This window comes from uncultured Sunxiuqinia sp. (assembly GCF_963974515.1).
GTDB lineage: Bacteria > Bacteroidota > Bacteroidia > Bacteroidales > Prolixibacteraceae > Sunxiuqinia.
This window is the reverse complement of record NZ_CAXBDD010000051.1, coordinates 1-20,600: the sequence shown is the minus strand read 5'-3', so window position 1 is coordinate 20,600 and position 20,600 is coordinate 1. Positions and strand designations below refer to the sequence as shown.

Genomic DNA, 20,600 nt, shown 5'->3' with positions numbered 1-20,600 from the left:
AAAATTTTAAAGATGGGCAGAATTACAAAAAATAAAAAGCTTGCTCAGGAGAAACTCGAGAAGGATAAAACCTATTCACTTAGTGAAGCTGCAGCTTTGGTAAAGGAAATTACTTTTACCAAGTTTGATGCTTCTGTTGATGTGGATGTCCGGCTTGGAGTAGACCCTCGAAAAGCCAATCAGATGGTTAGAGGCGTTGTATCCTTACCCCATGGAACCGGGAGAGAAGTTCGCGTATTAGCTTTGGTAACTCCCGACAAAGAAGCGGAAGCAAAAGAAGCTGGTGCAGACTTTGTTGGTCTTGATGATTACATTGAGAAAATCAAAGGTGGATGGACTGATTTCGACGTGGTAATTACCATGCCTCCGGTGATGGGAAAGGTTGGCCCGCTAGGTCGGGTTCTTGGACCCCGTGGCTTGATGCCTAATCCAAAAAGCGGTACCGTGACTATGGATGTTGGCAAAGCGGTTGGTGAAGTTAAACAAGGTAAGATTGATTTTAAAGTTGATAAATTTGGGATTATTCACGCTTCGATCGGGAAAGTTTCTTTTTCTGAAGAGAAGATTGTTGAGAATGCCCACGAGTTTATCAATACCATTATCAAGTTGAAACCTACCGCTGCTAAAGGTACCTATGTGAAAAGTATCTACCTTTCAAGTACCATGAGTCCTGGAATTCAAGTTGAACCAAAGTCAGTTACTGACAAGTAAAAATTGTAAAGATGAAAAGATCAGAAAAATTAGAGATTATTGATAATCTGACTGAACAGATCAACTCTTACAATCATTTTTACCTGGCAGATATTGCTGGCCTTAATGCAGAAGACTCTAGTAGTTTAAGGCGCCTATGTTTTACCAAAGAAGTAAAACTGGTTGTAGTTAAGAATACACTATTACGTAAAGCTTTGGAGAATTCTGAAAAGAATACTGACGAGCTTTATGACTCTCTCAAAGGTAATACTTCGGTGATGTTCTGCGAAGTCGGAAACGTTCCCGCTAAGCTGATTAAGGAATTTTCTAAAAAGCGTAAAAAACCCCTGTTAAAAGCGGCTTACGTTGAAGAATCAGTCTATGTTGGCGAAAACCAGTTAGAAGTATTATCAACACTCAAGTCGAAGGACGAATTACTCGGCGATTTGATCGGCCTGTTACAATCACCAATGAAAACAGTTATTGGTCAGTTGCAATCAGGTGGAAACAAAATCCATGGTATCCTTCAGACACTTTCAGAAAAAGAATAAATTTAGTTACAATTTTATAGCATAAAAATTAGAGGAAATGGCAGATTTAAAAGCACTTGCAGAAGAGTTAGTGAACTTGACTGTAAAAGACGTCAATGAATTAGCTGACATTTTAAAAACTGAATACGGTATTGAACCTGCTGCTGCAGCTGTAGCTGTTGCAGGGCCCGCAGCCGGAGCTGGCGAAGAAGAAGCCGCTGCTGTTCAAACAGAATTCGATGTGATCTTGAAAGCAGCTGGTGGTTCAAAGTTAGCAGTTGTTAAGTTAGTAAAAGAATTGACAGGTTTAGGTCTTAAAGAAGCAAAAGAAGTTGTTGACGGAGCACCTAAAGCAATCAAAGAAAAAGTTTCGAAAGACGAAGCAGAAGCATTAAAAAGTCAGTTAGAAGAAGCTGGAGCTGAAGTTGAACTTAAATAAGAGACTTAAGACCTTATCATGAGGTCGATATTGGTTTAGAACCTCGTCCCGAGTACTCGGGATGGGGTTCTAAGCCTTTTTGTATATTTATGTATTAAGTTCACTTAATTTTGTTGATACATGTCGTTAAATACTGAAAATCAGAGAATTAATTTCTCAACTACAAAAACAAAATTTGATTATCCTGATTTTTTGGAAGTTCAAGTTAAATCGTTTATCGATTTTTTTCAGTTAGTAACCACTCCTGAAAATAGAAAAAGCGAAGGCTTGTACAAGGTCTTCGAAGAGAACTTCCCCATTACGGATACTCGAAATAACTTCGTTTTAGAATTTCTTGACTACCAGGTTGACCCGCCCCGGTATGCGATTGAAGAATGTATCGAACGAGGTTTGACCTTCAGCGTTCCGCTTAAGGCAAAATTAAAGTTGTACTGTACAGATCCCGAGCACGAAGATTTTGATACTGTTATTCAGGATGTTTACTTGGGCACCGTCCCGTACATGACTGAACGCGGTACGTTCGTTATCAACGGAGCTGAGCGCGTTGTCGTTTCTCAGCTGCACCGCTCGCCTGGCGTTTTCTTCGGACAAAGCTTGCATGCTAACGGTACAAAACTTTATTCGGCACGTATTATTCCATTCAAAGGGTCATGGATCGAGTTTGCCACGGATATTAACTCCGTGATGTTTGCATACATCGACCGTAAAAAGAAATTACCTGTGACAACCTTGTTGCGGGCCATCGGATACGAAAGCGATAAAGATATTCTTGAAATATTTGGATTGGCTGATGAAATTAAAGTATCCAAATCCGGATTAAAGAAAGTTGTTGGAAGAAAGTTGGCAGCCCGTGTATTGAAAACCTGGGTGGAGGACTTTGTGGATGAAGATACCGGCGAAGTTGTTTCGATTGAACGGAACGAAGTGGTAATTGACCGTGAAACAGTCATTGAGAATGACCACATTGACGAGATTCTGGATTCGGGTGCGAAAACGATATTATTGCACAAAGAGGATCAGAATTTACAAGATTATGCCATTATATATAATACCCTTCAAAAAGACCCGTGTAATTCGGAGAAAGAAGCGGTATTGCACATTTATCGCCAGTTGCGTAATGCCGAACCGCCCGATGAGGCTACGGCACGCGATGTGATCGACAAATTGTTCTTTTCCGAAAAGCGTTACGACTTAGGACAAGTTGGACGTTACCGGATTAACAAAAAATTAGGACTGAATATCGACATGGATACCCAGGTCCTAACCAAAGAGGATATCATTGAAATTATCAAATATTTGATCAAGCTGGTCAACGCAAAAACTGACGTTGATGATATTGACCACTTGAGCAACCGTCGTGTTCGTACTGTTGGCGAACAGATGTTCAACCAATTTGGTGTCGGTTTGGCGCGGATGGCCCGTACCATTCGTGAAAGGATGAATGTTCGCGACAACGAAGTCTTTACGCCGATTGATCTGATTAATTCAAAAACATTGTCATCGGTTATCAATTCATTCTTTGGTACCAACGCGCTCTCTCAGTTTATGGACCAAACCAATCCACTGGCTGAGATGACCCACAAACGACGGATGTCGGCTCTTGGACCTGGCGGTCTATCAAGAGAGCGTGCCGGTTTTGAGGTTCGCGATGTTCACTTTACACACTACGGACGTCTTTGTCCGATTGAAACACCGGAAGGTCCAAACATTGGTTTGATTTCTTCCTTGTGTGTGTTTGCGAAAGTAAACGATCTGGGGTTTATTTCAACACCTTATCGGAAAGTTTCAAATGGGCAGGTTGACCTGTCGGAAGAGGGAGTTGTCTATTTAACGGCTGAAGAAGAAGAAGGAAAAGTAATTGCACAGGCAAACGCTCCAATTGATGAAGACGGTAAATTTGTCAACCAACGTGTCAAATCGCGTTTGGAAGGTGACTACCCAATTGTTGAGCGCGAAGAAGTTCAATTGATGGATGTTGGTCCTAACCAGATTGCTTCGGTGGCTGCATCTTTAATTACTTTCCTGGAGCACGATGATGCCAACCGTGCCTTGATGGGATCGAACATGATGCGCCAGGCAGTTCCATTGTTACGACCGGAAGCTCCAATCGTAGGGACCGGTCTTGAAGGTAGTGCCGCACGCGATTCTCGTGTATTAATCTCGGCTACTGGCGATGGTACAATTGAATATGTTGATGCAGACGAAATTATTGTTCGTTACGACATGACTGATGATGAGAAGTTCGTGAGCTTTGAACCAGAAGTTGTTTCGTATAAATTACCAAAATACCAAAAAACCAACCAGGGAACAGTGATGGACCTTAAGCCAATTGTGGTGAAGGGACAGCGGGTTACCAAAGGGGAAGTTTTGACTGAAGGATATGCTACTCAAGGTGGCGAATTAGCCTTGGGCCGTAACCTGAAAGTGGCTTTTATGCCTTGGAAAGGTTACAACTACGAGGATGCAATCGTTATTTCAGAGCGGGTGGTCCGCGATGACGTATTGACCTCAATTCACATTGATGAATATTCGCTCGAAGTTCGTGACACCAAGCGCGGAGTTGAGGAATTCACCTCCGACATTCCAAACGTTAGCGAAGAAGCTACACGCAACCTGGATGAAGCCGGTTTGATTCGGATCGGAGCTAATGTGAAACCCGGCGATATCATGATTGGCAAAATCACCCCCAAAGGTGAATCCGATCCTTCTCCGGAAGAGAAACTGTTGCGCGCCATTTTTGGTGATAAAGCGGGTGATGTGAAAGACGCATCATTAAAAGCTTCCCCATCATTAAAAGGGGTTGTGATCGATAAAAAGCTCTTCTCTCGGGTGGTGAAAGATAAAAAAGGCAAAATGGCCAGCAAGCCACTGCTTGACCAGATTGATGAAGAATTTGACCGTGCTGCAGCCGCTGTTCGTGCCAAACTGGAAGACAAACTGTTTGTTTTGGTGAACGGTAAAACCAGTCAGGGAGTTAAAGACTATTATGGAGGTGACATCATTCCTAAAGGAGTTAAGTTCACTTTGAAACAACTTCAGGAAATCGATTTCTTAACTGTTAATCCAGGGAAATGGACGACAGATAAGGATAAGAACGACATGATTTTCAGATTGATTGTCAACTACATTCAAAAGCATAAAGAACACGAGGCCGTTGCCCGTCGTAAACGTTACAATGTAACGATTGGAGACGAACTTCCCGCCGGAATCATTCAATTGGCAAAAGTTTATGTGGCTAAGAAGCGTAAACTGCAAATTGGTGATAAAATGGCAGGCCGCCACGGAAATAAAGGTATTGTATCGCGGATTGTGCGTGATGAAGATATGCCATTCCTGGAGGACGGAACTCCTGTTGACATCGTTCTGAACCCACTGGGTGTACCGTCGCGTATGAACTTGGGACAGATTTATGAAACCGTCTTGGGATGGGCCGGTAAAGAATTAGGCTTGAAGTTTGCGACTCCGATTTTTGATGGTGCCAGCCTCGAAGAAGTGACCGAATATACCGACAGAGCGGGTGTTCCGGCCTTTGGTAAGACAACACTTCGCGACGGTGAAACAGGACAACCCTTCGACCAGCCAGCAACGGTGGGTATTATCTACATGTTGAAACTGGGTCACATGATCGAAGACAAGATGCATGCCCGTTCGATCGGACCATACTCATTGATTACGCAGCAGCCATTGGGTGGTAAAGCCCAGTTCGGTGGTCAGCGTTTTGGTGAGATGGAGGTTTGGGCACTCGAAGCCTTTGGTGCTTCACACATACTGCAGGAAATTCTGACTGTGAAGTCAGATGATGTACTGGGTCGTGCAAAAGCATACGAATCAATTGTAAAAGGAGAACCGATGCCACAAGCCGGAATCCCTGAATCGTTGAATGTACTGCTCCACGAATTACGCGGACTTGGATTAAGTGTTACCTTGGATTAATTCCAAATCAACACCCAGTCCTATTATTAACTTGATTTAAATATACATCGATATATGGCATTCAGAAAAGACAATAAAGTTAAAAGTAATTTTGCCAAAATAGCGATTAGTCTTTCTTCACCTGAAGAGATTTTGGAACGCTCGCATGGAGAAGTTCTGAAACCCGAAACCATTAACTACAGAACATATAAGCCAGAAAGAGATGGCTTGTTCTGCGAACGGATCTTCGGGCCGGTAAAAGACTATGAGTGTCATTGTGGTAAATACAAGCGTATTCGTTACAAGGGGATCGTATGTGACCGATGTGGAGTGGAAGTAACTGAAAAGAAAGTACGTCGTGAGCGTATGGGACACATTTCACTGGTGGTTCCGGTAGCACACATCTGGTACTTCAAATCATTACCAAATAAGATTGGTTACCTGCTTGGATTGCCAACAAAGAAATTGGATACGATTATCTATTACGAAAGATATGTGGTTATTCAGCCAGGTATAAAAGGTCAGGATGGAATCAAAAAACTTGATTTCCTGACTGAAGAAGAATACCTCGATATTTTGGATACGCTTCCAAAAGAAAATCAATACCTGGACGACGACGATCCAAACAAGTTCATTGCCAAAATGGGTGCTGAGGCACTTTATGGGTTGCTTGAACGCATTGAGTTGGATGAACTTTCGTACGATCTGAGACATAAAGCCGGTACTGAAACATCGCAACAACGCAAAAACGAAGCACTGAAACGTTTGCAGGTCGTTGAAGCCTTCCGCGCCAGCAAAAACATCAACCGTCCGGAATGGATGATTGTCAAAGTTGTGCCTGTTATTCCTCCGGATTTGCGTCCGTTGGTGCCATTGGATGGTGGACGTTTTGCCACTTCCGATCTGAATGACTTATACCGACGTGTAATCATCCGGAACAACCGTTTGAAAAGGCTGATTGAGATCAAAGCACCCGAAGTCATTCTCCGTAACGAAAAGCGGATGCTTCAGGAAGCTGTTGATTCATTATTTGATAACTCACGGAAATCAAACGCGGTTAAAACCGAAAACAACCGACCATTAAAATCGCTTTCTGATTCGTTGAAAGGGAAACAAGGTCGTTTCCGTCAAAACCTGTTGGGTAAACGTGTTGACTATTCAGCCCGTTCGGTCATTGTAGTCGGACCAACTCTTAAGCTGCATGAGTGCGGTTTGCCGAAAGATATGGCTGCAGAGCTTTACAAACCGTTCATCATTCGTAAGTTGATTGAGCGAGGTATTGTGAAAACCGTTAAATCGGCCAAGAAAATCGTTGACCGGAAAGATCCTGTTGTTTGGGATATTCTGGAAAATGTGCTGAAAGGCCATCCGGTTATGCTGAACAGGGCACCCACGCTGCACCGTCTGTCAATTCAGGCTTTTCAGCCGGTATTGATTGAAGGTAAAGCCATTCAGTTGCACCCATTGGTATGTACCGGTTTTAACGCCGACTTCGACGGTGACCAAATGGCGGTTCACCTGCCTTTGGGCAATGCTGCAATTCTTGAGGCACAGCTACTGATGCTTGCGTCGCACAATTTGCTGAACCCTGCCAATGGTGCTCCAATTACTGTTCCTTCTCAGGACATGGTTTTGGGTCTTTATTATATGACCAAACACCGCGAAGGAGCCAAAGGAGAAGGAATGACTTTTTATTCACCGGAAGAGGTAATTATTGCCTATAATGAAGGTGTACTTGAAAAGCACACCATTATTAAAGTGAAGGTTGAAGATTTGGATGATAACGGAGAACCGTTCAAACATATTATTGAGACCACTGTTGGACGCGTGTTGTTCAACCAGGTTGTTCCAAAGCAAGCAGGTTACATCAACGAACTGCTAACCAAAAAGTCACTGCGCACAATTATCTCCGATATCTTTAAAAAAGCTGGAAATGCGGCTACGGTTGCTTTCCTCGATGATATTAAGGATATGGGGTATAAGGCCGCTTATCAAGGTGGTTTGTCGTTTAACCTGAGTGATGTGATCATTCCTGACGATAAAACAACGATTGTTGATGCCGGTTATCTGGAAGTTGAAGAAGTAATGGCCAACTACAACATGGGTTTCATTACCAACAACGAGCGTTACAACCAGGTTATTGATATCTGGACACATGCCAATGCCAAGCTGACCAGCTCGGTTATGAAGACGATTAGTACCGATAAGCAAGGGTTTAACTCTGTTTATATGATGCTTGACTCTGGAGCCCGGGGGTCGAAAGAACAGATTCGTCAGTTGTGCGGTATGCGTGGATTGATGGCAAAACCACAAAAGTCTGGTTCAACCGGAGCACAGATTATTGAAAACCCGATTTTGGCAAACTTCAAAGAGGGATTGTCAGTTCAGGAATACTTTATCTCCACTCACGGTGCGCGTAAAGGTTTGGCTGATACGGCCCTGAAAACAGCCGATGCCGGATACCTGACCCGTCGTTTGGTTGACGTTTCTCAGGATGTGATTATCTCGGATGAAGACTGCGGCACATTGCGTGGTTTGATTGCTTCGGCAATTAAAAACAACGAAGAAGTTGTCGCTTCACTTTTTGAACGAATCATCGGACGGACAACCGTTCACGATGTGTTCCATCCGTTAACCGGAGAACTGATTGTGGGAACCGGTGAAATGATTACGGATGAGATTGGTAAGAAGATTGAAGATTCACCAATCGAGAGTGTTGAAATTCGTTCGGTATTGACCTGCGAGGCCAAAAACGGGGTGTGTAGCAAATGTTATGGACGTAACCTGGCAACAGGAAATATGTCACAACGAGGTGAAGCCGTCGGTGTTATTGCAGCACAGTCAATTGGCGAACCTGGAACACAGCTGACACTGCGTACCTTCCACGTTGGGGGTATCGCCGGTAACATCTCTTCTCAGTCGATGGTTGAGTCGCGTTACGATGGTATTGCCGAAATTGAGGAACTGCGTGTTGTTGAAACCAAAGATGAAGTTGGTGAGAAAGTTGGCGTTGTTATTGGACGTTTGGCCGAACTGAAAATTATCGATAAGAAAACAAGAATTCCATTGTCTACCCACAGTATTCCTTACGGATCTAAATTGTACATCGAGAATGGACAAGAAGTGACCAAAGGACAGAAAATCTGTGAGTGGGACCCTTATAACGGTGTAATTATCTCTGAATTTAAAGGTAAAGTTGAATTTGATAACTTGATTGACGGAGTTACTTTCCGCGAGGAATCAGATGAACAAACCGGTTATAAAGAAAAGGTAATTATCGAAACCCGTGATAAAACCAAAAACCCATCGTTGCGTGTGCTTGATGAAAAAGGTGAAGTCATTCGTACTTATAACTTGCCCGTAGGTGGTCACATATCGGTTAGCGAAGGCGACACGATTATTGGAGGCCAGGTTTTGGTGAAAATTCCGCGTGCGTCAGGTAAAGCAGGCGATATCACCGGTGGTCTTCCACGAGTAACGGAGCTGTTCGAAGCGCGTAACCCCTCGAATCCGGCTGTTGTTTCGGAAATCGATGGTGAAGTTTCGTTTGGTAAAATCAAGCGTGGTAACCGTGAAATCATTATAACCTCACGAAGTGGTGAAGTAAAAAAATACCTGGTGCCGCTGTCTAAACAGATTCTGGTTCAAGAGAACGACTACATTCGTGCGGGCATTTCGCTTTCTGATGGTGCAATTACACCTTCCGACATCCTGGCTATTAAAGGGCCAACTGCTGTTCAGGATTATATTTTGAATGAAGTGCAGGACGTTTACCGGATGCAGGGTGTAAGGATTAACGATAAGCACTATGAAGTGATCATCCGCCAAATGATGCGCAAAGTGGAGATTGTTGATTCAGGCGATACGCGTTTCCTTGAAAAACAAATTGTTGACAAGAACGAGTTCACGCACGAAAATGACTGGATTTACAATAAGAAAGTGGTTGTTGATCCAGGTGATTCCGAATTGCGTGCTGGTCAAATTGTAACGGCTCGTCGTTTGCGTGATGAAAACTCAGTATTACGCCGGAAGGATAAAAAGCTGGTGGAGTCGCGTGATGCGATCCCCGCAACATCGAGCCAGATTCTTCAGGGAATTACACGTGCAGCTCTGCAAACCAGAAGTTGGTTGTCAGCCGCATCATTCCAGGAAACGACCAAGGTACTGAACGAAGCAGCTATCCAGGGAAAAGTGGACTATTTGGACGGACTGAAAGAGAACGTCATCTGTGGTCACCTGATTCCTGCCGGTACTGGTTTGAAAGAATACAAGAACCTGGTAGTTGGTTCGCGCGAAGAGTATGACCGCATGGTGGATGTAAAAGAAACCGAAAGTCAAAACTACGAGGATTAATTATGTCAGAAAATAAGAATCCAAATCAGCTGAATATCGAATTGAGTGAAGAAGTGGCCCAGGGAACATATTCGAACCTGGCCATTATCACCCACTCGAGTTCCGAATTTGTTCTCGACTTTGTTCGCATCATGCCGGGAATTCCAAAGGCCAATGTCAAATCCAGGATAATTCTTACCCCGGAGCATGCCAAACGCCTTTTGATGGCCCTGGAAGACAATGTGAAGAAGTTTGAGAAACAACATGGACCAATCAAGGTGAGTGGGCCACAAAATCCCATGATCCCGCCAATGAATTTTGGGGGACCGGCTGCTGAGGCTTAGTTCTTAAAGACAGTATAAAATTGAAAAGCCGTTTCATCGATTGATGAAACGGCTTTTCTTGTACTCAGATTTTACCGGAAATTAATGGTGCCCTTCAAATTTGAAGGAGACCTTTAGCTTCGTCCGGTAGCTTTCAATTTTGCCATCGGTAATTTGCATGTCCATGGCCGAAACTTCTGCAATGCGCAAATCGCGCAAGGACTCAGATGCTTTGGCAATCGCATTGGCAGCAGCTTTTTCCCATGATTCGGGACTGGTTCCGACTAATTCAATCACTTTATAAACGCTGTTTGGCATAATGACCTCCTTTTTTAGTGTTTTCTTCCTATTACTGCTAAAAAGGAACTACGGTTTCGAAAAATTTGCTGCTTGACAATAGGTGTTTCCGTTTTGGACTTTTGATTAGACAAAAAAAAGCCGTCTCTGGAGAGACAGCTTTTTCTGGTTTTATTTATTTCGCTAAAGCAATTTCCAGCCGTCGCGGTAGTGGTAGTGTAGTTTAGCTGCTGCTGCTCCATCTTCATCCTCCACGAACGTCTCTGTTTGTGGATCCCATTTGATGGTACGTTGCAGATCGCAGGCAATGTTACCCAGAGTACAAACGGTGCATGAGCTGTGTCCAATTTCTACAGGAACGACTGGGTCAACGCGATTTTTAACCGACTCAATAAAATTAATCTGGTGTGGAATTTTGGTTTCGTATGGCGTATCATCCTCGGCAGTATCCGATTTTGGAGGAAGCAGTGCGTCATCCGAAGCTTTGAAGTGGCCGCGTGAAACTTCAATCCAACCATTTTCGCCGAAAAACTTGACACCCTTAGTCATCTTTTCATCAAAAGGCTCTGAGGTCATCACTACACCATCAGCATAAACAAATTTCATAAACTCCGTGCCATCGCCGATCGGCGAAATTTCAACCGGGCCACTGCGGTCCATGCCAAGTGCCCATTGGGCAATGTCGAACATATGCGCACCCCAGTCAGTGGTGAAGCCGCCGCCCATTTCCTTGTACCAACGCCACGCTCCCCAAATCTCTTCATGTTTTACCGGATCGAGTGAGATCGGCGGGTTTAGCTCGTTGTTGAAATGAATATCTTCCGGAAGCGGTCCCAACCAAAGATCCCAGTTTAAATCAGCGGGAATTTCTTCTTCCGGCAAATTGTATGGAATTGGAGGAGCGCCGACATAAGCATTGACTTTTTCAATTTTACCTAAGCGGCCTGTCTGCACCATATTAACCGCATGCTGAAAATTCGGATCTGAACGCTGCTGGCTTCCAATTCCTAAGATCTGGTTGGTTTCGCGAACAACACGCTTCAGTTCCTGGCCTTCCTTGATGGTAAAGGTCATCGGTTTTTCCAGGTAGACATCCTTACCCGCTTTGCAGGCTGCAATGGCAATCATGGCGTGTGCGTGGTCGGGAACAGCAATCACCACGGCATCAATATCGTCGCGTTGAATCAAGTCTTCATACTTTTCGTAAGTCGTTACTTCAACGTCCACATTGTTCTTTGTATAAAACTCGTTGACGCGGTTTTCGAAACGCTGGCGTTTGCGGCCATAAACATCACAACCGGCAACAACCCGAACACCCGGAATTTGAATAAAGCCGTTCAGCAGGAACATGGCTTGTCTTCCCATGCCAATGAATCCAAGCCTGATTTTATCTTCGGTGCTTGCTTTTGGCGATGAGCATGAACTTAGTGATGGTAAAAAAGTGACTCCAGCCATTCCTATGGCAGCGGTACCCAGGAATCGCCTTCGCGACAATTCTTTTTTAGTTTGTTTTGTCATTTTAGTTGATTTATTAATAGTTTGTTATTGAATGAATTTGACTGATCAGGCCGATTTTTCGACAGGTTTAAAAGTAAGAATTAAGTTTTTAAGAATAAAACCTTTTGGCTTGATAAATTCTGTTTTCGTAGCATGGTTTTAAGGATTCTAAAAAAAAAAGATAGTTGAAACAATTTCAACCGTTCGTAAAATCCGCTCCCAGTTTAACCTGAAATAGACTCGAATCGGATGTGATTTTCTGAAATAATAAACGACATTCAGGTATTAATTGTAAATCAGTTGAAATCCGCTGTGGCTGCTTGTTCATGGGGGATTGGGTGAGGGTGTGCACAAAATTGAAAGTGAAAACATATTGATCGATTTCGATTTGAAAAAATTCAATGTTAATTAATTGATAATTGTTTTTGGTAACTATTTTTTAACATTTTTGAACGGGTAAAAATTTGGTACTATTGCCTCCGTTCTATAAAATGGGAAAAAGTTTTTTTTAAAATAATGAAAAGATGAGCGACTTAGGATACGCATTACAGTTGATGGGAATTGGGATGATAACGGTGTTTATTATTCTTGCTCTTGTTGTTCTACTTGGGAATTTGATTATTCGTTTCGTGAACAAATACCTGCCTGAAGAAGTGAGTAAAAGGGTTGAGCAAGTAGCCAGTCAAGCAGGCGACTTCAATCGAAAAAAAGTGGCGGCAATCGTTTCCGCTGTCAAAATTGTAACCGGAGGCAAAGGTCGTGTGACTAAGATTGAGAAGATGTAACAAGTCAATCACGAATCCTTCGAAATCGTGTGAAAAATAAATAGCCGCAAGCTTACCTAATGTCATTAAAAGGTCATTCAATTGTCGTTAGTTAGTCATTAAGGTGTCTTGAAACAATCAATGACAATAAAAATGACCATGAATGACAATAGTTGATAGCTAAGACAGAACAAAAAGGCACGTAAGTGGACAATAAAAGAAAACCAATTTAAAATATTAATTAGCCTTATGGAAAAGAGAAAAATCAAATTTTCATTGCTTTATCGCGACATGTGGCAGTCGTCGGGAAAATACCTGCCACGCGTTGATCAATTAGTGAAAGTGGCACCACACATTGTTGAGATGGGATGTTTCGCACGTGTTGAAACCAATGGTGGTGGCTTTGAGCAAATCAACCTGCTTTTTGGTGAAAACCCAAATAATGCGGTCCGCAAATGGACGCAGCCTTTTAACGCTGCCGGCATTCAGACGCACATGCTGGATCGGTCGTTAAACGGCTTGCGTATGAGCCCGGTGCCTGCCGATGTGCGTAAACTCATGTATAAAGTGAAGAAGGCCCAGGGAACGGATATCACCCGTCCGTTCTGTGGATTGAATGATGCCCGCAATATCCTGGATTCTATCAAGTACGCCAAGGAAGGCGGCATGATTGCCCAGGCAGCCTTGAGCTTAACCTATTCTGAAGTACACACGGTCAAGTACTATGTAGATTTAGCCGACACGCTGATTAAAGGTGGTGCCGATGAAATCTGTCTGAAAGATATGGCTGGTATCGGACGTCCTGTTTGGCTGGGCGAAATCGTTAAAGGAATTAAGAAATTACATCCTGATACACCCCTTCAATATCACTCACACTCAGGTCCTGGATTTGCGATGGCTTCTATTTTGGAAGTTTGCCGCGCCGGAGTTGAGTATGTAGATGTGGCGATGGAACCACTTTCGTGGGGGACCGGTCACGTTGACTTGCTCGCCGTTCACGCCATGTTGAAAGATGCCGGTTTTGACGTGCCGGATATCAATATGGATGCCTATATGAAGGTACGCAGCCTGACCCAAAGCTTTATCGATGACTTTTTGGGCTATTACATCAACCCGAAAAACCGATTCATGAACTCGTTGCTCATTGGTCCCGGCTTACCCGGAGGAATGATGGGATCGTTGATGTCCGACCTGGAAAGCAACCTATCCAGCATAAACAAATGGAAAGCAAAACACAACCAACCAGAGTTGTCGCAGGATGATTTGTTGGTGAAGTTGTTCAACGAAGTCGAGCATATTTGGCCAATGGTTGGGTATCCGCCGCTGGTAACTCCCTATAGCCAGTACGTGAAAAACCTGGCACTGATGAACGTGATGCAGTTGGAAAAAGGCAAAGAGCGTTGGAGTATGATTGCCGACAATATTTGGGACATGCTCATGGGCAAAGGAGGAAAACTGCCCGGAACCTTGGCTCCGGAACTTCAAAAATTAGCTGACGAGCACGGCAAGAAAGAGTTTACAGCCAATCCGCAAACACTATATCCTGACGCACTGGATACCTTCCGCAAGGAAATGGATAAGAATGGTTGGGAATATGGGCAGGACGACGAAGAGTTGTTCGAATTGGCCATGCATCCAGAGCAATATCGCGCCTACAAGTCAGGCGAGGCGAAAAAGGCTTTTGAAGCCGATTTGGCCAAGAAGCGTGAAGAAGGTGCAGGCCTGCTTGAAGGAACCAAAAAGGCGGAAGCACCAGCCGATGCAGCACCAGCCAATTTCAACCCATCGAGCATGATTATTGATGTCGATGGTGAGCAGTTCCGGGTTTCGGTAGCTTATGGCGACAGTCAGCCTGCAGCAACTTCAGCACAGCCAGCCACAGCTCCTGCCGCCCCGGCATCGGCTCCAGTTGCAAGCGGACCAGCCAAAGAAGTAGTCGCCCCGCTCGAAGGCAAGTTTTATCTTACGAAAGAAAGCTCTGAAAAGCCAATCAAAGTTGGTGATGTGATTCAGGAAGGTGATTTAATTGGCTATGTTGAAGCCATGAAAACCTTCAATGCCATTAAATCCGATGTTTCGGGTAGAGTGGTTGAACTGCCCGCTGCCAATGGTTCAGAAGTGGAAGAAGACGATGTTTTAGTAAAAATCCAATAACAGAAAATCCTGCATATGTCTATTATAGAGAAACTCTATCACATGACTGCCATCCAGGATATTGTAAATGGACCGGGAACGCTGTTGATGTTGGTGATTGGGGGATTACTTTTATACCTGGGAATCAAGAAAAAGTATGAGCCACTATTGCTGATTCCAATTGCTTTCGGGCTTATTTTAGCGAACCTTCCTGGTGGAGGCATGAGTGTTGTTCCTTCCGAATTTATTGAATTGGACGGGCATCGTTATAAAAACCTGTTTGAAATTGCGAATGATCATGGAATTATGAACTTTCTGTATTACTCGCTGATCAAAACAGGCTTTCTGCCTCCCATTATTTTTATGGGGGTAGGGGCTTTAACCGATTTTGGTCCCATGCTGCGTAACCTGCGGTTGGCCTTTTTTGGAGCAGCTGCGCAAATCGGTATTTTTACCGTTTTGATTTCGGCCATTGCTTTGGGCTTTACACCCGCTGAAGCCGCATCATTGGGAATTATTGGTGGCGCCGATGGTCCAACCGCCATTTATACCACCATTATGCTGGCGCCGCACTTGTTGGGGCCGATTGCGATTGCGGCCTATTCGTATATGGCTTTGGTTCCGGTCATCGTTCCTTTGGTCACACGTTTGTTGTGTTCTGAGAAGGAATTGAAGATTAACATGAAGGAGATGGATAAATTGTACCCGTCGAAGAATAAAATCAAAAACCTGAAAGCGGTTAAGATTGCTTTTCCCATCGTATTGGGAATTGTGGTTTCCATTTTCGTGCCTTCATCGGTTCCGCTGTTGGGTATGCTTTTCTTCGGTAACCTGATTAAAGAAGTTGGTGTTACGGTAGCCCGCTTGTCGGATGCTGCCACTGGTTCCATCATGAACACCGCAACTATCTTTTTGGGATTGACCGTTGGTGCAACCATGACTTCGGAAGTTTTTCTGAATTCCCGGACGATCATGATTATCGTGGGAGGTTTCATTGCTTTTGCCATCTCCATTGCCGGAGGTATTGTAGCCGTTAAAATCTATAATTTAATGGCAAAGAAAAAGATCAACCCGCTAATTGGAGCTACCGGTTTAAGTGCTGTTCCTATGGCCTCACGTGTTGCCAATGAAATAGCCCTTAAATACGATTCGAAAAACCATGTCCTGCAATATTGCATGGCCAGTAATATTTCCGGTGTAATCGGCTCAGCCGTTGCCGCGGGTGTACTGATTTCGTTTTTGGGATAAGCCCCGGAGAACTTCTCGAAAAAGCCTCATCCTACGCGGGTGGGGCTTTTTTGCTTAATCCGAGCTGGTAATTCCTGCTCTCAGGAGTCCCCGATTGATTGAGATCACGCTATTGCCGTTTGTTCTCTTCAATAACAGAATCGTCTTCCAGAAAATGCCAGCCAATGCTCATCGCCCGATTTAGATCGAAGTGCCTGATATTTGCCGCAAAGCGTATGCTCGAAGGACATCCACAGGAGTCACAGGATGGAATATCAAATTGGAATGAATCATAAACGTGCACTTCCAGGGAATCTAAATCGTTCAGGGCTTCTTCCGTGCTGGTATAAAAGGTGGTTTCGCATAGCACTCCCGCAAGATGGTAGATCCATACCAATTTATTTTGGGATGCGTCCATTTTCTCTACATGCCCAGGCTCAGCAGGAATAACGGGCCGCATCGTTTGGCATGAGGAAAACAATAGCAGAATAATTAATATGCCCCAACTGCTCTGCGCATACCTGTTGTAATCAGACGGCTTATTCATCGTACGCTTTTTTTATTGACATTGAACAAATAGTAACAGTACAACAAGGAAAGCCGGTTCTGGTTGTTTTCGGTGGCTGGTCAGCGTGCATCCTACTCGAAAAACCTTATTGACCTGTGCTGCCAAACTTGTTCAGAATTGAAAGACCCAAAGGCCCTGGGTGGCGTGATTTTTAATCGCGTATTTGTACAGTCGTCAATTACAAGTAGACACACCCGAAGTTTCCATTTTCACCCAACTGATTCCTCCGTTTTCTATTTTTTAGTCGTTATGAAATGAACGAGTTCATCAATTAATCCAGCTTTTAATGGCAAGGCCGGATTACTATATGTTGCCATATTGCTTTGAATATCAGAATCCGATTCCTTCAATACATGATTCATATTGTCAATGATTAAAAGTTTCGCATCTGGTTTGGCTGATGAAAGCAGCTTGGCATCTTCAACACTCACTTGCAAATCCGTTGAGCCTTGGATGATGAATACCGGCATTTTTAGTTTACCAATCTCTTTTTGCGGGTCATATTTAATCCATGAAATCATATATGGCTGAACACTTGGGCGGTATAGTGAAAGTAAACTGGGATCTACATTGGAAACTGTTTTTCCAATCCGTAGGCTATCAAGTATTTTATTCGATTCATTAAGCAGTTGCGGAGGTAACTTCGTTTTTAATTGCTCTTGCAACAGTTTATCTGCTGATTTCCCAACTCCCGATAAGGAAATAAGTCCGGCAGCATTGGTTTGTTGGGCTGCGATCATTCCAATCAATGAACCTTCACTGTGGCCTAACACCGCGATTGTTGCAAATCGCTGATCTGACTTTATTCTTAAAATCCAGGCGACCACGTCGTCTATATAGGTTTCAAACGTAAGTTCACTTTCGCTCGCCATTGCCGGTTTGCTTTTCCCTATGCCTCGCTTATCAAATCTTAACGTAGCAATACCATTTTTTGCCAAGTCTTCAGAAAGCATTTTGTAAGCATTTGTTTGAAGGCCCATAGCAGAGTTGCCATCCCTGTCGGTTGGGCCAGAGCCTGGTACAATCAAAACGATTGGACAGGCTTGGGTCTGCTCAGGAATCGTTAACGTACCAAATAGATCTCCCGTTGAGGTTTTTAATACCATCTCGGATTCTAGAAAAGTCGGGTCACTTTTGGTTTGAGCGATTAACGCTGCGAAAATGAAGCTCAAGGCGACAATGCAAGTTATGGTTTTCATACTGATTTTTATTGTATCAAGTAGTTGGGGGGAGTCATTATTGCGGGCCAATCAATTCAATAAAGTTGCCGTCCGGATCCTGGATCAAAACAAACTGGCGTTCGGCATCCAGCATAATAGGTGTTTCGCCCAGTAGCTTGATGTTGTGTTTTTCAATGCGCTCCAGAAATGGGCGCATCGATTTCACAAAAATGGTGGCGTATTGCATGCCTGTGTCATCTGACATGTAGGTTTGTTTTGGATGACTGGCTTTTTTGCCAAAGCTCATCACTTTCCATTCCTGGGCATCATCCGAGTCTTCCAGCTTCAGTACCGTTACATCAAAAGGAATACCTTCATTCAATCCGCTTTCCCTGGCGAAGGCGGCATCGACACTAAAGCCGGGGCGTTTCACCATGCCCAGTACGTTCATGTAAAAATCAACGGCTTTGTCGAGGTCTTCAACCACCACACCAACCTGGATGGTGTTTTTGGCGAACTGTTGGGTCAGTTCCTGGGCGATGGTTTGCAATGGGCTAATCGCCAATAGCAGAAGCAAGGTGTAAATGGAAGTTGATTTCATTTTTTTTTTTCGTTTTAAAAGGTGTACTGCAAGTTATGAAATTATGCTGAAACCATTTCTTGCCAGTGAGTTGATTTATGCTTAGTTTCACAGCCAGCTTAAAACGAATTGACCATGCAAAAAAGAAAGCTCCGCAAACTGATCCGCAATTTACTGATGGTACTCACCGTCATCAACTTTCTGGCTTTGGTGGTGGCTTTAACCAAGCTGATTGCCGATAATCCGCTGATTGAACACCGCCTGTTCCTGGGAATCAGTTTTATCGTGTTGGCCGGTTCGGCGCGCCTGGTTTGCAACAGTTGCGGCAAAGAGCAGCAAGCCGAAGGGATTTGACTCAAATTTTAACGAACCGAACTCTTGGGGGGCGTGATTTATTTTCCCGATTCAACAATGATTCTCCGATAGCTGGTGAGACTGGGTTCTCCATCGTCGGTTATTTCGCAAATCACATGAAAGCTTTGTCCTGCAGACTCGCTTGGTACTTCGATTGTGATTTTATCCGAATTTTTATCGGAAATGGCAATCTCCTTCTGATAGCTTCCTGCTTCGGGCAAGATCCACCAACTGAAGCTGATTTGATCGTTTTCCGGGTCGTATGACTTTGAGGCATCAAGCGTGATTGATTTTCCTGGTCTCCTTTCAATGTGAATCGGTTCAATACCTTGGTCTTTGTTGAGAATGATTACCGGGTTTCGGTTGCCCGTTCCTGTTGCTGCCCAATCCATCCGGGCGGCAAAATTATTGAACGTAGCCGGATAGAAATATGCTTCGTACTTGGCGCAAATTTCGCTGGCGCTTCCCTCATGATTGGTATAGGTAAAGGTGAAGTTGTCAGGTCCTTTACCCCATTCAAAGTAGCCGCCCCAGCTTACCTGGCTTGGAATAAGCGGGTTGTTTAAACCGTTTGGCATGACATGCAGAAAGGAAGGAGTATCGCCTTCAACGCCAAATTTATATTTTGGATACACCTTTCCAAGGTTGCCATGACTTTGGATGTGGCGTGCGTAATCGTCCCAGTTTGTCTTGCCAGTACCGTTTTGAAATTTCCAGGCACATTCATCCCACAGAAACATGAGGTCTTTTTCAAATTCTTTTCGCATCCATTGGTGAGAACTGATGTCGAATGCAGTGCCGCCTTGATACGACCGGTCTTGGTCGGTAATGGCGTAGGTGGGTATTTTATGCAGGAAAGCCTTTAATTCATCATCATTCCGTTCTTCCTGAACCTGCCAGATAGCTTGTGCCAAGGTGTTTCCGCCTCCCCAAAGCAAAATCCACAACGGGCGTTTGTCGTTTTCATCGGCCAATTCAATAATCAGATTACTTCCATCCGATAGATTGTCTTTTCCAATTTTATCGATCCCTCTTTGCTTGCTGCCAAATACGGTGCGTTTTCTTAAATAGTCGGGGCTCGGCCAATATCCAATCGTTTGGGGGGATTCCTCTTCTTTGAAGGCAAGCTGCCCAGAACGCTTCAGCAGGTTGGGTAAATCCTTTTCATAAGCATCAATGGCATCGTGAATGAGTTGAAAGAAGTCGTCGCGGGTTTCTTCAAGGCTCCAGCCGGTGGTATAAACCAGCCCTTCAATCTCAAATAGATCAGCATGTACCAAAAGTCTGACTAGTGATTCACTATCGTCTGTCTCCCATGTTGAAACATCAGTAAGCACAACAATGCGTGGCTTCAATACCGTTGAAAGTGGCTCCCGCTTGTTACTCCCTTGAGCAAGTGCCCCATGCGTTATCGCAAACAGAAGATAGCATAGAAGCAATCGTTTCTTTTTCATCGTTTCTTTTTTCAGTTTAAGTTTTTCCAGTTTTCGTCAGTCGCTGAATCTCCTACGATCTACTTTGGCAACGGATGGAACTCTCAACAACCATTCTGCTGCGTGAGCAAAGTTTTGATCATGGTCGTTTCATCATTCAATAATTAATGGAACGGTAAATTTAAGCTTGATTGACCACAAGTACAAATCGGATTTTAAATGGGCAAGGCAGAATTCCGGGCACTTCTTTCCTCCGGATTTGGAATGGAAATAAAAATAGCAGACAAGTACGGACCTTGCCTGCTATCAGATTCAACTAACTAAACTAAATGAACTTTTGAATCTACCTTTTCTCTTACTC

Annotated in this window: 16 protein-coding genes; 10 read left to right on the top strand and 6 right to left on the bottom strand. The window is 43.9% G+C overall.

The window, feature by feature from the left end:
• Positions 1-12 precede the first annotated feature (12 nt).
• The 6 genes from rplA to AAC033_RS11885 all read left to right on the top strand — a co-directional run bounded on the left by rplA (position 13) and on the right by AAC033_RS11885 (position 10,247).
• The gene (rplA, locus tag AAC033_RS11910) at positions 13-711 is read left to right on the top strand and encodes a 50S ribosomal protein L1 (protein WP_339738369.1); all 699 of its coding nucleotides are present in this window, start codon (positions 13-15) and stop codon (positions 709-711) included.
• An 11-nt stretch (positions 712-722) separates the two neighbouring features.
• Positions 723-1,241, top strand: a complete 519-nt coding sequence (gene rplJ, locus AAC033_RS11905; RefSeq protein ID WP_339738367.1) for a 50S ribosomal protein L10 — start codon at positions 723-725, stop codon at positions 1,239-1,241.
• Between the two features lie 37 nt (positions 1,242-1,278).
• Entirely contained in the window at positions 1,279-1,659 is a 381-nt protein-coding gene (gene rplL, locus AAC033_RS11900) for a 50S ribosomal protein L7/L12 (RefSeq protein ID WP_053186006.1), read from the top strand.
• A gap of 120 nt (positions 1,660-1,779) precedes the next feature.
• On the top strand, positions 1,780-5,592 hold the full coding sequence (rpoB, locus tag AAC033_RS11895) for a DNA-directed RNA polymerase subunit beta (RefSeq protein WP_339738363.1): 3,813 nt from the start codon (positions 1,780-1,782) through the stop codon (positions 5,590-5,592).
• A gap of 54 nt (positions 5,593-5,646) precedes the next feature.
• A complete protein-coding gene (rpoC, locus tag AAC033_RS11890; RefSeq protein ID WP_339738361.1) occupies positions 5,647-9,924 on the top strand; it encodes a DNA-directed RNA polymerase subunit beta' in 4,278 nt (1,425 codons plus the stop codon).
• A gap of 2 nt (positions 9,925-9,926) precedes the next feature.
• The gene (locus tag AAC033_RS11885; protein ID WP_339738359.1) at positions 9,927-10,247 is read left to right on the top strand and encodes a DUF3467 domain-containing protein; all 321 of its coding nucleotides are present in this window, start codon (positions 9,927-9,929) and stop codon (positions 10,245-10,247) included.
• An 81-nt stretch (positions 10,248-10,328) separates the two neighbouring features.
• Here the strand turns inward: AAC033_RS11885 and AAC033_RS11880 are convergent, their stop codons facing one another.
• Both AAC033_RS11880 and AAC033_RS11875 read right to left on the bottom strand, forming a co-directional pair.
• Positions 10,329-10,544 (bottom strand): dodecin family protein, encoded by a 216-nt coding sequence (locus tag AAC033_RS11880; protein WP_339738357.1) that lies wholly within the window; start codon positions 10,542-10,544, stop codon positions 10,329-10,331.
• A gap of 162 nt (positions 10,545-10,706) precedes the next feature.
• Complete coding sequence (locus tag AAC033_RS11875) at positions 10,707-12,041, bottom strand: Gfo/Idh/MocA family oxidoreductase (RefSeq protein WP_339738355.1); 1,335 nt, start codon at positions 12,039-12,041, stop codon at positions 10,707-10,709.
• Between the two features lie 503 nt (positions 12,042-12,544).
• Between AAC033_RS11875 and AAC033_RS11870 the strand changes: the two genes are divergently transcribed.
• From AAC033_RS11870 to AAC033_RS11860, 3 genes are all read left to right on the top strand, one after another.
• Complete coding sequence (locus AAC033_RS11870) at positions 12,545-12,805, top strand: OadG family protein (protein ID WP_339738353.1); 261 nt, start codon at positions 12,545-12,547, stop codon at positions 12,803-12,805.
• 228 nt (positions 12,806-13,033) lie between these two features.
• Positions 13,034-14,938, top strand: coding sequence for a biotin/lipoyl-containing protein (locus AAC033_RS11865; protein ID WP_339738351.1), 1,905 nt, complete (start codon positions 13,034-13,036; stop codon positions 14,936-14,938).
• A gap of 15 nt (positions 14,939-14,953) precedes the next feature.
• Positions 14,954-16,165: a sodium ion-translocating decarboxylase subunit beta gene (locus AAC033_RS11860; protein WP_339738349.1), complete on the top strand. Its 1,212-nt coding sequence runs from the start codon at positions 14,954-14,956 to the stop codon at positions 16,163-16,165.
• Between the two features lie 109 nt (positions 16,166-16,274).
• Here the strand turns inward: AAC033_RS11860 and AAC033_RS11855 are convergent, their stop codons facing one another.
• The 3 genes from AAC033_RS11855 to AAC033_RS11845 form a co-directional block, all read right to left on the bottom strand.
• Positions 16,275-16,691: a hypothetical protein gene (locus tag AAC033_RS11855; protein ID WP_339738347.1), complete on the bottom strand. Its 417-nt coding sequence runs from the start codon at positions 16,689-16,691 to the stop codon at positions 16,275-16,277.
• A gap of 254 nt (positions 16,692-16,945) precedes the next feature.
• Positions 16,946-17,911 (bottom strand): alpha/beta fold hydrolase, encoded by a 966-nt coding sequence (locus tag AAC033_RS11850; RefSeq protein WP_339738345.1) that lies wholly within the window; start codon positions 17,909-17,911, stop codon positions 16,946-16,948.
• A 37-nt stretch (positions 17,912-17,948) separates the two neighbouring features.
• Positions 17,949-18,473: a VOC family protein gene (locus AAC033_RS11845; protein WP_339738343.1), complete on the bottom strand. Its 525-nt coding sequence runs from the start codon at positions 18,471-18,473 to the stop codon at positions 17,949-17,951.
• Positions 18,474-18,587: 114 nt separating this feature from the next.
• Between AAC033_RS11845 and AAC033_RS11840 the strand changes: the two genes are divergently transcribed.
• Positions 18,588-18,806: a hypothetical protein gene (locus AAC033_RS11840; protein WP_339738341.1), complete on the top strand. Its 219-nt coding sequence runs from the start codon at positions 18,588-18,590 to the stop codon at positions 18,804-18,806.
• A gap of 38 nt (positions 18,807-18,844) precedes the next feature.
• Here AAC033_RS11840 and AAC033_RS11835 read toward each other — a convergent pair whose 3' ends face one another.
• Entirely contained in the window at positions 18,845-20,260 is a 1,416-nt protein-coding gene (locus AAC033_RS11835) for a DUF1593 domain-containing protein (protein ID WP_339738340.1), read from the bottom strand.
• Positions 20,261-20,600 lie beyond the last annotated feature (340 nt).

Coding starts and splice junctions, on each gene's coding strand:
- rplA (WP_339738369.1), top strand. CDS start 13: ATGGGCAGAATTACAAAAAATAAAAAGCTTGCTCAGGAGAAACTCGAG.
- rplJ (WP_339738367.1), top strand. CDS start 723: ATGAAAAGATCAGAAAAATTAGAGATTATTGATAATCTGACTGAACAG.
- rplL (WP_053186006.1), top strand. CDS start 1,279: ATGGCAGATTTAAAAGCACTTGCAGAAGAGTTAGTGAACTTGACTGTA.
- rpoB (WP_339738363.1), top strand. CDS start 1,780: ATGTCGTTAAATACTGAAAATCAGAGAATTAATTTCTCAACTACAAAA.
- rpoC (WP_339738361.1), top strand. CDS start 5,647: ATGGCATTCAGAAAAGACAATAAAGTTAAAAGTAATTTTGCCAAAATA.
- AAC033_RS11885 (WP_339738359.1), top strand. CDS start 9,927: ATGTCAGAAAATAAGAATCCAAATCAGCTGAATATCGAATTGAGTGAA.
- AAC033_RS11880 (WP_339738357.1), bottom strand. CDS start 10,544: ATGCCAAACAGCGTTTATAAAGTGATTGAATTAGTCGGAACCAGTCCC.
- AAC033_RS11875 (WP_339738355.1), bottom strand. CDS start 12,041: ATGACAAAACAAACTAAAAAAGAATTGTCGCGAAGGCGATTCCTGGGT.
- AAC033_RS11870 (WP_339738353.1), top strand. CDS start 12,545: ATGAGCGACTTAGGATACGCATTACAGTTGATGGGAATTGGGATGATA.
- AAC033_RS11865 (WP_339738351.1), top strand. CDS start 13,034: ATGGAAAAGAGAAAAATCAAATTTTCATTGCTTTATCGCGACATGTGG.
- AAC033_RS11860 (WP_339738349.1), top strand. CDS start 14,954: ATGTCTATTATAGAGAAACTCTATCACATGACTGCCATCCAGGATATT.
- AAC033_RS11855 (WP_339738347.1), bottom strand. CDS start 16,691: ATGAATAAGCCGTCTGATTACAACAGGTATGCGCAGAGCAGTTGGGGC.
- AAC033_RS11850 (WP_339738345.1), bottom strand. CDS start 17,911: ATGAAAACCATAACTTGCATTGTCGCCTTGAGCTTCATTTTCGCAGCG.
- AAC033_RS11845 (WP_339738343.1), bottom strand. CDS start 18,473: ATGAAATCAACTTCCATTTACACCTTGCTTCTGCTATTGGCGATTAGC.
- AAC033_RS11840 (WP_339738341.1), top strand. CDS start 18,588: ATGCAAAAAAGAAAGCTCCGCAAACTGATCCGCAATTTACTGATGGTA.
- AAC033_RS11835 (WP_339738340.1), bottom strand. CDS start 20,260: ATGAAAAAGAAACGATTGCTTCTATGCTATCTTCTGTTTGCGATAACG.